The 10,100-nt window shown below is 70.9% G+C and carries 10 protein-coding genes; 6 read left to right on the forward strand and 4 right to left on the reverse strand.

Annotation, left to right across the window (positions count from 1 at the left end; genetic code table 11):
- Positions 1-61 precede the first annotated feature (61 nt).
- Together L6E10_RS27865 and L6E10_RS27870 are read left to right on the forward strand one after the other, a co-directional pair.
- Positions 62-640 carry an alpha/beta hydrolase gene (locus L6E10_RS27865; protein ID WP_236222907.1) on the forward strand — a complete coding sequence of 193 codons (579 nt, stop codon included), beginning with the start codon at positions 62-64 and terminating at the stop codon, positions 638-640.
- A 20-nt stretch (positions 641-660) separates the two neighbouring features.
- Complete coding sequence (locus L6E10_RS27870; RefSeq protein WP_236222908.1) at positions 661-1,959, forward strand: serine hydrolase; 1,299 nt, start codon at positions 661-663, stop codon at positions 1,957-1,959.
- Here L6E10_RS27870 and L6E10_RS27875 read toward each other — a convergent pair.
- Genes L6E10_RS27875 through fdhD form a run of 3 tightly spaced genes read right to left on the reverse strand, consistent with a single transcriptional unit; the run spans position 1,956 to position 4,814 of the window.
- Positions 1,956-2,831, reverse strand: coding sequence for an alpha/beta hydrolase family protein (locus tag L6E10_RS27875; protein ID WP_236222910.1), 876 nt, complete (start codon positions 2,829-2,831; stop codon positions 1,956-1,958). The genes L6E10_RS27870 and L6E10_RS27875 overlap by 4 nt on opposite strands.
- A 38-nt stretch (positions 2,832-2,869) precedes the next feature.
- Positions 2,870-4,000, reverse strand: coding sequence for a CaiB/BaiF CoA-transferase family protein (locus L6E10_RS27880; RefSeq protein WP_236222912.1), 1,131 nt, complete (start codon positions 3,998-4,000; stop codon positions 2,870-2,872).
- Positions 3,987-4,814 (reverse strand): formate dehydrogenase accessory sulfurtransferase FdhD, encoded by an 828-nt coding sequence (gene fdhD, locus L6E10_RS27885; RefSeq protein ID WP_236222914.1) that lies wholly within the window; start codon positions 4,812-4,814, stop codon positions 3,987-3,989. Before fdhD ends, L6E10_RS27880 begins: the two co-directional genes overlap by 14 nt.
- Before the next feature lie 65 nt (positions 4,815-4,879).
- On the opposite strand from fdhD, the gene L6E10_RS27890 reads away from it, so the two are divergent.
- From L6E10_RS27890 to L6E10_RS27905, 4 genes are all read left to right on the forward strand, one after another.
- Positions 4,880-6,394, forward strand: a complete 1,515-nt coding sequence (locus tag L6E10_RS27890) for an NAD(P)/FAD-dependent oxidoreductase (RefSeq protein ID WP_236222916.1) — start codon at positions 4,880-4,882, stop codon at positions 6,392-6,394.
- Positions 6,395-6,440: 46 nt separating this feature from the next.
- Positions 6,441-6,932, forward strand: a complete 492-nt coding sequence (locus tag L6E10_RS27895) for a hypothetical protein (RefSeq protein WP_089922227.1) — start codon at positions 6,441-6,443, stop codon at positions 6,930-6,932.
- A 66-nt stretch (positions 6,933-6,998) separates the two neighbouring features.
- Positions 6,999-7,556: a helix-turn-helix domain-containing protein gene (locus L6E10_RS27900; RefSeq protein ID WP_236222918.1), complete on the forward strand. Its 558-nt coding sequence runs from the start codon at positions 6,999-7,001 to the stop codon at positions 7,554-7,556.
- A 27-nt stretch (positions 7,557-7,583) separates the two neighbouring features.
- The gene (locus L6E10_RS27905) at positions 7,584-7,745 is read left to right on the forward strand and encodes a hypothetical protein (RefSeq protein WP_236222919.1); all 162 of its coding nucleotides are present in this window, start codon (positions 7,584-7,586) and stop codon (positions 7,743-7,745) included.
- On the opposite strand, the gene L6E10_RS27910 is transcribed toward L6E10_RS27905, so the two are convergent.
- Positions 7,746-10,034, reverse strand: a complete 2,289-nt coding sequence (locus tag L6E10_RS27910) for an FdhF/YdeP family oxidoreductase (protein ID WP_236222920.1) — start codon at positions 10,032-10,034, stop codon at positions 7,746-7,748. It lies immediately after the preceding gene.
- Positions 10,035-10,100: the final 66 nt, after the last annotated feature.

Below are 10,100 nucleotides of genomic sequence, written 5' to 3' on the forward strand. Positions count from 1 at the left end.
GGCGCCCCTTTCGGCGTTCGGGGACCGGCGGCTCCTCGCGTCACGCCACTAGGGTGGAGCCATGTCGCTGCCCCACGTGCTCCTGCTCCACGGCTACACCGGTTCCGGCCCCGGCCACTGGCAGCGCTGGCTCGCCCAGACCGTGTCCGAGCACGGCGGTCTCGCCGACCTGCCGCACTTCAGCGACCCGGACGCGCCCGACCGCGACACGTGGCTGCGCGAGCTCGACACCCACCTCGAAGCGCTGCCCACCGACCGCGAACGCGTCGTCGTGGCGCACTCGCTCGGCTGCCACCTCTGGCTGCACCACGCGGCCCGCGAGAACATCGTCCACGTCGACCGCGTGCTGCTCGTGGCCCCGCCTGCCCTCGACCACCCCGAGCCCGCCATCAGGTCGTTCCTGCCGGCCCCGCTCGACCCCGCGAACCTGCGCCGCGCCGCCACCGACACCCGCCTCGTCGCGGGCGAGGGCGACCCGCACTGCTCGATGGAGGCCGCCAAGCAGCTCGGCGAGGCCCTGCGGATCGAGGTCGACGTCCTGCCGGGGGCGGCGCACGTCAACATCGACGCGGGCTACGGGGAGTGGCCCGCGGTGCTCAAGTGGGTGCGGTCGAAGACCGTGCCGCTCTCGCCGCGCTAGCGACAACTCCTGGGGGAAAGATGATCGAACTGGACGCGCTGGTCGCCGAACACGGCGTTGTCGGCGCTCAGGTCGCCGTGCTGCACGACGGCGCCATCACCGACGTGGCGGCCGGTGTGCTGAACAACGTCACCGGCGAGGAGGTGACGACGGACTCGATCTTCCAGATCGGGTCGATCACCAAGGTCTGGACGGCCACCCTCGTCCAGGAGCTGGTGAACGAGGGCCTGCTGGACCTCGACCGGCCGGTGCGCGACGTGCTGCCGGAGTTCCGGCTCGCCGACGAGCAGGCCGCACGGGTCATCACGCCGCGGCACCTCCTCACGCACACCGCGGGCTTCGACGGCGATCTCTTCCACGACACCGGCAACGGCCCCGACATGCTCGCGAGGTACCTCGAGCGGATGGCGGACACCGAGCAGCGGGTGCGGCCCGGTGAGCTCTACACGTACTGCAACAGCGGGTTCGTGGTGCTCGGCCGGATCGTGGAGGTGCTGCGCGGCGGGCGTTTCACCACCGTTCTCCGCGAACGGCTCATCGATCGGCTCGGTCTGCGGACCGCCGCCGTCAGCCACGCCGAGTACGCCCACCGGAGGTGCGCGTCCGGGCACCTCGGCGAGGTGCTGGAGCCCGTCGAGAAGCCGATGGCCGAGGGGGACACCCCGGCGGGTTCGGTGCTCGCGATGAGCGGGCGGGACCTTCTCGAGTTCGTGCGGATGCACCTCGGCACGACCGAGTTCGACGCGATGCGCGAGACCCAGGTCGTGCCGCCGGACTTCGGCCAGGGCGGCCGGCAGGGCCTCGGCTGGGCGCTGCACGACTACGACGGCGGCGTCACCGGACTCGGTCACAACGGGACCACCAGGGGCTTCCAGGCCCACCTGAGGGTCGTGCCGAGCGCCGGTCTCGCCGTCGCCGTCCTCACCAACGGCGGCGACTCCCTGCCGCTGGCGAGAGAGGTGTTCGGACGGGTGCTGGAAGAGCACGCGGGCGTCAGCCTGCGCCCGCTCCCGAAGCCGCCCGCGAGCCCCGTGCCGGTCGCGGCGGACCGGGTGGTCGGGGTCTACCGGTCCGCGGGGGTCGACCTCCACGTCACCGACGGCGGCGACGGGCGGGTGAAGCTGAGGTACGAGCGCCGCGACGACACCTTCAAAGGACTGGTCGACGAAACCGAGCGCGAGTTCACCGGGTTGCGCGAGGACGCCCTCATCGCGGTCGAGGCGCACGGCGGCTACCACTCGGTGGTCGTCCTGTGCGGGAGTGACGAGCTGGACCGGGTGAAGTGGCTGCACTTCGGTCGTGCGGCGAGCCGGGTCTAGACGGCGCGCTTGGCGTACTTGGCGAGGAACTGCACGACGTCGGGCGTCACCTTGCGGTACAGCCCGTCGTCGTGACCGCCGGGCTTCACCGTGCCCACCTCGGGCCGCACCTCGCGGATGAACCGGCGGGTGCCCTCGATGAACCTGTCGCGGTCGCCGATCCACACGCCGAGCGCGGTCGGGCCGGTCGACCTCGGGTGGCGCAGCGGGTCGAGCGAGGCCCACTGGCCTTCGTCCTTGAAAGCACGGCGCTTGGCCATCTCGGGCCACGTGGTGAGAAGACCGGGGGAGATGGCCGCGGCGGCCGCGACCGGGTCGCCCCGTTCGGCGCGCCGCCTCGCGTACAGCAACGACCCGAAGCCGCCCATCGACACGCCCGTCACCGCGAACGGTTCGCCGTAGCCGCGTTCCTTGAGCCAGCGCGGGACCTCGTCGAGGAGCATGGTCATCGGGTCGTCGCCCGGGACGTTCTCGTGCCAGTAGTTGTCGCCGCCGTCGACGGCGACGAAGCCGAACGCCGGGACCGACCCCTTCGCCACGGCGGCGGTCAGCACCTCGGGGAGGTTGCCGACGGCGGCGTGCCGGGCGTCGCCGTGCAGGCCGTGCAGCAGGATCGACATCGGCAGGCCGCGGGGGTTGGCGCCGGTCGGGATGTGGAAGGCGAGGGTGACCTCGCGGTGGCGGGCCGCCGAGTACACGCGCTCGTAGCGGACCGTCGGCTTCACGGCAGGAACGGTCCTGACGCCGTCCGCCGTGGCGATCTGCTGCTCCGTGGTGGACGACGACACGTACGTCGCGCCGCCCGCGGCAGTGGCGACGACCACGCCGATCGCCGCCAGCAGGGTGCGGCGGCTGTACCTCGGTTCCCCCATGCTCACCTCATCGCGCGGGCACCGTTCCCCGTTTCCCCCTAGAGGACGGAACGCGCGCGCAACCAGGACAGTTCCTCGTCGGAGAACCCCAGCCACCTCAGCACGGCGTCATTGTGCTCGCCGAGCGCCGGAACCGCACCGGGTGACCACTCGAACCCGGCTACCGGCGGTGGCAGCATCCGTGCCGTTCCGCCGGGAACGCGCACGTCAACCCACGTGTCGAGCTGCGGGTGGGAGGGCAGGTCGGTGATCGGGCGGGTCAGCGCGGCCGGCACGTCGGCGCGGTCCAGGGCGGCCAGCGACGCGGTCGCGGTGAGCCCGGAAAAGGCCTGTTCGAGCAGTTCCTGGAGCTCCTCGCGGTGCTCGGCGCGGGAGGCCACTGTGGCGAACCTCTCCCGCGGGGCGAGGCCGATCAGCTCGCACAGCCGTTGCCACTGCCCGTCGTTCTGCACGGCGAGGTGCACCGTGCCGTCCGCGCACGCCACCGGTCCGTACGGCGCGATGCTCGGATGGTGCGCGCCGGACCGCGGAGCCGCGGCGCCCGTTCCGGCGGCGTAGAGCACCGGCTGGTGCATCCACTCGGCCATCGCCTCGAACAGCGACAGCCGCAGCCGCACGCCGGCGCCCGTCCGGGAACGCTGCAGCAACGCCGCCAGGACCGCCGCCTGCAGCTGGACGCCCGCCGCGATGTCCGCGACCGAGATGCCGGCCCGCGCCACCACGTCGCCCTCGCCGGTCAGCGACACGAGCCCCGCCTCGGACTGCACCAGCGCGTCGAACGCCTTGCGGCCCGCGTACGGGCCGTCCCAGCCGTAGCCGGACATCTCGCCGACGATCAGCGACGGCGGCAGCTCCAGCGCGAGCCGGTCCCACACGCGCGGTGACAGGTTGCACAGCAGCACGTCGGCGCGGGCCACGAGCCGGTCCAGCACCTCGCGGCCGTCCGGGTGGAAGAGGTCGAGGGACACCGACTCCTTGCCGGCGTTCGTCCACGCGAAGTACGACGACACCTCGCCGCACGCCGAGTCGTAGTGGCGGGCGAAGTCGCCGGTGCCGGGCCGTTCGACCTTGATGACGCGGGCGCCGAGGTCGGCCAGCAGGCGCGTCGCGTACGGCACGGCGACGGCCTGCTCCAGGCTCACCACCACGACGCCGTCAAGCGGTCTCAAGCACGCGCTCCCCACCGGTGTAGACGTTCATCGAGTCGCCGCGCAGGAAGCCGATGAGCGTCATGCCCTGCTCCTGCGCCAGCTCGACCGCGAGCGACGACGGTGCCGACACCGCCGCGAGCACCGGGATCCCGGCCATCGCGGCCTTCTGCACCAGCTCGAACGACGCACGCCCGGACACCATCAGCACCGCGCCGCGCACCGGTACGAGGTCCTGCAGCACCGCCCAGCCCAGCACCTTGTCGACGGCGTTGTGGCGGCCGACGTCCTCGCGCACCACCAGCGGCTCGCCGTTCACGAACAGCCCGGCCGCGTGCAGCCCGCCGGTGCTCTCGAAGACCTTCTGCCGTTCCCGCAACGCGTCGGGGAACCCCGTCAGCACCTCGGGGGTGACGCGCACCTCGTCCGCCGCGGGGGAGTAGCGGGTCTTGAGCTTCACGGCGTCCAGCGCGCCCTTGCCGCAGACCCCGCACGACGACGTGGTGTAGAAGTTCCGCTCCACGCCGGTGTCCGGCGGCGGCACGCCCTCGGCCAGCGCGAGGTCCAGCACGTTGTAGGTGTTCAGGCCGTCCGGGCCGGTGCCGTCGCAGTAGCGGGCGACCGCGACGTCCCGCGACGACCCGATCACGCCCTCGCTGAGCAGGAAGCCGTGGGCGAGCTCGACGTCGTGGCCGGGCGTGCGCATCGTGACGGCCAACGCCTTGCCGCCGACCCTCAGCTCCAGAGGTTCCTCGGCGGCGAGCGCGTCGACCCTGCGCCGCCGGCCGCTCGGCGACACCCGCTCGACCGCCCGGCGCACCGTCACTCGGCCCATGTGCACATCTCCTTCGGACCGCTATGTTCCCCACCGACCAGGCTACGTGGGAGGGATCTCGGGGCATGGACGACGTCGTGATCGTGGGAGGCGGCCACAACGGGCTCGTGGCGGCCGCCTACCTCGCCCGTGCGGGCAAGTCGGTCAGGGTGCTGGAGAAGCTGCCGCACGCCGGCGGCGCGGCGGTGAGCGCGTCGCCGTGGGAGGGCGTCGACGCGCGGCTCTCGCGCTTTTCCTACCTGGTGTCGCTGCTGCCGGACCGGATCGTGGCGGACCTGGGGCTGAACCTCGCGCTCCGGTCGCGCGCGGCCTCGTCCTACACGCCGGACGGCGCGTCCGGGCTGCTGGTCGAGCGCTCGCCGGGGGAGGCGACGAAGGCCTCGTTCCAGGCCGTGTGCGGCTCGCTCGGCGACTGGGAGCGGTGGCAGCGCTGGTACGCCGGCCTGGAGCTGATGGCGGGGGTGTTGGCGCCGACCCTCCTCCAGCCGCTGGTGTCACGGGAACACCTGCGCGCACACGTCGACGCCGTGGCGGGCGGACGGGTGTGGGAGCAGGTCTTCGAACGCCCGATCGGCGCGACCTTGCAGGAGCTCTTCGAGAACGACCTGGTGCGCGGGGTCGTCGCCACGGACGCGTTGATCGGCACGCACTCGTCGCTGGAGTCGTTGCGCGCCAACAAGTGCTTCCTCTACCACGTGATCGGCAACGGCACCGGCGAGTGGAAGGTCCCGGTCGGCGGCATGGGCGCCGTCACCGCCGAGCTCGAACGGGTCGCGCGCGAGGCCGGTGCGCGGATCGTCACCGGTGCCGAGGTGACGTCGGTCGAGTCGGACGGGAAGACGGCGTCCGTCACGTACGGCGACACGGCGGTGGAGGCCCGGTTCGTGCTGTCCAACGTGGCCCCGTCGGTGCTGGGACGGTTGCGGGGCAACGAGGTCCACGACGAACCAGGCTGCCAGTTGAAGATCAACATGCTGCTGCGCAGGCTGCCGGAGCTCAAGTCCGGCGTGGACGCGCGGCTGGCGTTCGCCGGCACGTTCCACCTCGACGAGTCCTACGACCAGCTGGAGACCGCGTACCGGGAGAGCGCCGCCGGCCGGGTGCCGTCGGTGCTGCCCGGTGAGATGTACTGCCACTCGCTGACCGACCCGTCCATCCTCGGGCCGTCCCTGGCGGGCCACGAGACGCTGACGCTGTTCGGGCTGCACCTGCCCGCCTCGCTCTTCGAGGGCCGCAACGACGAGCTGCGCGACGAGCTGGTCGGGCGCTACCTGGAGCAGCTCAACGCCCACCTCGTCGAGCCGGTCCAGGACTGCCTGGCGGTCGACGCCCGGGGCAAGCCGTGCATCGAGGCCCGCACGCCGCTGGACCTGGAGGCCGAGCTGGGCCTGCCGGGCGGCAACATCTTCCACGGGGAGCTCGACTGGCCGTTCGCCGAGAACGACGACGAGATCGGCAAGTGGGGCGTGGAGACCGACGTCGACAACGTGTTCCTCTGCGGTGCGGGTTCCCGGCGCGGCGGTGGCGTGAGCGGCATCGGCGGCCACAACGCGGCGCGTGCGGTGCTCGAACGCTCCTGAGACATGTGTGATGACGTTCATCGTCATCTCTGGTTACAGTTGGCGCGTGGGGGACTTCTACGGAATCGCCGAGATCGCCGACGCGATGGGGCTCAGCCGTCAGCTGGTGGCGGTCTGGCGCAAGCGCCGCTCGCACGGCATCCCCGAGCCGGACGCGGAGCTCGCGTCCGGCCCGATCTGGCGCCGCGAGACCGTCGAGCCGTGGATCGAGCGCACGCGCGGCCGCCTCGGCCTGGCGGGCACCCGCGAGTCCGCGAGCAGGAGTCTGAGGCTGCGCACATGCCGTCGTGTGCTGCGGCTGGCGGCGTTGATGCTGGAGGAGCCGCAACGCCCGCGTGTGCTCAACGAGGCCGCGGACCAGTTGCGCGACCTGATCCACGAGGTCGACCAGTCCGCGGACGACGTCGTCGGCGCGTTGCTGCGCGAACTCATCGAACCCGTGCGCGACCCCGACGTGCCCGCCGAGCTGCTGCGCGTGCCGGTCATCGAGTCGTTGCCGCTCGTCACCGCCGTGGCGCGCAACTCGCCGGACTGGTGACCGCCACCTGGGGTTATATATCAAGGAATCTTGCTAAAGATTTATTGATACGCGTACGGTGCTGTCATGACCGACGCTCCCATCACCGACCCCAAAGCGCTCCGGGCGCTGTCGCACCCGTTCCGGTGGAAGGTGCTCCAGCTGCTCACCGACGAGGGGCCGCAGACCGCGACCCAGTGCTCGGCGGCCCTCGGTGAGAGCGTCGCGAGCTGCTCGTACCACCTGAACATGCTGGCCAAGTACGGCTTCGTCGAAGAGGTCGAGGGTCCCGGCAGGCAGAAGCCCTGGAAGGTCGTCCCGAAGCGCCAGTCCATCTCGTCGGAGGGGCTGGAGGGCGAGGCCGCGATGGCGGCCGAGGCGGCGTCGATGGCCTACCTGGACCAGGAGTTCGAACGCATCCGGTCACGCCTGCGCCAGTTCGACCACCTGTCCGAGGAGTGGCGTCAGGTGGTCGGCACCGAGGGCACGGTCAAGTTCGTCACCGCGGAAGAGGCCGTTGCCCTCGTCAAGGAGCTTCAGGCGCTGCTGGACAAGTACGACGAGCGCCGGCTGAACCCTGAACTCCGTCCCGAAGGGGCACGGGCGGTCCGGTTCTTCCTGAGCCACACGGTCTCGCCCGAGTAGCGGAAACCAACCCGAAGGAGAACCCACGTGATCCCGCACCACCAGGCGTTTGCTATCGCGAAGTACCGGCAGCAGGACTTCGAGGCCGACGCGGCCGCGCGCCGGCTCGTGAAGAAGATCGAGGAGGACGTCAAGGCCGAACCCGAACGACGCCGCTCACGGCTGTCCGTCCGGGTCCGGCACGCCTGATCAGGCCGCGGACTCCAGGCGCACGATCACCGACTTGGAGGTCGGCGTTCCGGAGATGTCCGCCTTGGAGTCCAGTGGCACCAACGGGTTCGCCTCCGGGAAGTACGTCGCCGCGCACCCGCGCGCGGTCGGGTACGAGACGATCCGGAACGACTCGGCGCGGCGTTCGACGACACCCGTCGGGTCGTCCTCCCACTCCGACACGAGGTCGACCATCTGGCCGTCGGAGAACCCGAGCTCCTTGAGGTCGTCGGGGTTCACGAACACCACGCGACGGCCGTCCTTCACGCCGCGGTAGCGGTCGTCCAGGCCGTAGATCGTGGTGTTGTACTGGTCGTGGCTGCGCAGCGTCTGCATCAGCAGACGTCCCTGCGGCACCTCGATGACCGTCAGCTCGTTCGCCGTGAAGTTCGCCTTGCCGGTCGCCGTCGCGAACTCCTGCGAGTCGCGCGGCGGGTGCGGCAGCACGAAGCCGTCGGGCTGGCGCACGCGCGTGTTGTAGTCGGCGCAGCCCGGCACGACGCGCGCGATGTGCTCGCGGATGACGTCGTAGTCCTTCTCGAACTCCTCCCACGCCACGGGGTGCGAGGCGCCGAGCGTCTTGCGCGCGAGCCGGCAGACGATCGAGACCTCGGACAGCAGCTGGTCCGAGGCGGGCTTGAGCCGGCCGCGGGAGCGGTGCACGACCGACATCGAGTCCTCGACGGTCACGAACTGCTCGCCCGAGTGCTGGACGTCGCTCTCCGTGCGGCCCAGTGCGGGCAGGATCAGCGCGGTCCGGCCGTGGACCACGTGCGAGCGGTTGAGCTTCGTGGAGACGTGGACCGTGAGCGAGCACTGCTCCAGCGCCTTCTCGGTCACCGGGGTGTCCGGGGTGGCGCTGACGAAGTTGCCGCCCATCGCGATGAACACCTTGCCGCGGCCGTGGCGCATCGCGTTGATGGCGTCGACGGTGTCGTAGCCGTGCTTGCGCGGCACGGAGATGCTGAACTCGCTCTCCAGCGCCTGCAGGAACTTCTCCGGCATCTTCTCGTAGATGCCCATCGTGCGGTCGCCCTGCACGTTCGAGTGGCCGCGCACCGGGCACAGGCCCGCGCCCGGCTTGCCGATCATGCCGCGCAGGAACATGACGTTCGTGATCTCGCGGATCGTCGGCACGCTGTGCTTGTGCTGCGTGAGGCCCATGGCCCAGCAGGCGATGGTGGCCTTCGAGTCGACGAACATGCCGGCCACGCGGGTGATCTGCTCGCGGGTGAGGCCGGTCGCGGTGAGCACGCGGTCCCAGTCGAGCTCGCGCAGGCTCTCGGCGTAGGCCTCGAACCCGTGCGTCTTGGCCTCGATGAACGCCTTGTCGAGCTTGTCCCACCGCAGCAGCAGGTGCCCGACCGCCTGGAACAGCGCCTGGTCGCCGCCGACCTTGATCTGCACGAACTCGTCGGACAGCGCGGTGCCCCTCCCGACGACACCGGCGACGTTCTGCGGGTTCTTGAACCGCATCAGACCGGCTTCCGGCAGCGGGTTGATCGCGATGATCTTCGCGCCGTTCTTCTTGGCGTCCTCGAGCGCGCTGAGCATGCGCGGGTGGTTCGTGCCGGGGTTCTGGCCGATGACCACGATGAGGTCCGCGAGGTCGAAGTCCTTGATCGACACCGAGCCCTTGCCGATGCCGATGGTCTCGTTGAGCGCCGACCCGGACGACTCGTGGCACATGTTCGAGCAGTCCGGCAGGTTGTTCGTGCCGAACGAGCGGACCAGCAGCTGGTAGAGGAACGCGGCCTCGTTGCTGGTGCGGCCGGAGGTGTAGAAGATCGCCTCGTCCGGGGACGGCAACGCTGTCAGCTCGTCGGCGATGAGCGTGAACGCCTCGTCCCAGCCGATCGGCGCGTAGTGCGTCGCGCCGGGCCGCAGCACCATCGGTTCGGTGAGCCGGCCCTGCCGGCCGAGCCAGTAGTCGGTCTTCGTCCGCATGCTCGCGACGGAGTGCTCGGCGAAGAACTCCCGGCCGATCCGCCGCTTCGTGGCTTCCTCCGCGACGGCCTTCGCGCCGTTCTCGCAGAACTCCGCCATCTTGCGGTGGCCCTGCGGCTCGGGCCACGCGCAGCCGGGGCAGTCGAAACCTTCGCGCTGGTTGAGCAGCCGCAACGTCTTGACCGTGCGCCCGACACCCATCTGCTCGACGGCGCGGTCGAGCGACACGAGCACACCGGGAATCCCCGCGGCCCAGGTCTTCGGGGTGCTGACTTCGATCGCGGACTCGTCGACGTCGTGCTGCGGGGGCTTGCTGCTCATACGTCCATTGAACGCCGATCGACGTCGGCGCCGCCAGCGCCCCCGAAGAACGCGGCGGCGCCGTCG

Origin of the sequence: Lentzea sp. CC55 (assembly GCF_021056325.1) — a bacterium.
In the GTDB taxonomy this organism is placed as follows: domain Bacteria; phylum Actinomycetota; class Actinomycetes; order Mycobacteriales; family Pseudonocardiaceae; genus Lentzea; species Lentzea jiangxiensis.

Coding starts and splice junctions, on each gene's coding strand:
- L6E10_RS27865 (WP_236222907.1), top strand. CDS start 62: ATGTCGCTGCCCCACGTGCTCCTGCTCCACGGCTACACCGGTTCCGGC.
- L6E10_RS27870 (WP_236222908.1), top strand. CDS start 661: ATGATCGAACTGGACGCGCTGGTCGCCGAACACGGCGTTGTCGGCGCT.
- L6E10_RS27875 (WP_236222910.1), bottom strand. CDS start 2,831: ATGGGGGAACCGAGGTACAGCCGCCGCACCCTGCTGGCGGCGATCGGC.
- fdhD (WP_236222914.1), bottom strand. CDS start 4,814: ATGGGCCGAGTGACGGTGCGCCGGGCGGTCGAGCGGGTGTCGCCGAGC.
- L6E10_RS27890 (WP_236222916.1), top strand. CDS start 4,880: ATGGACGACGTCGTGATCGTGGGAGGCGGCCACAACGGGCTCGTGGCG.
- L6E10_RS27900 (WP_236222918.1), top strand. CDS start 6,999: ATGACCGACGCTCCCATCACCGACCCCAAAGCGCTCCGGGCGCTGTCG.
- L6E10_RS27910 (WP_236222920.1), bottom strand. CDS start 10,034: ATGAGCAGCAAGCCCCCGCAGCACGACGTCGACGAGTCCGCGATCGAA.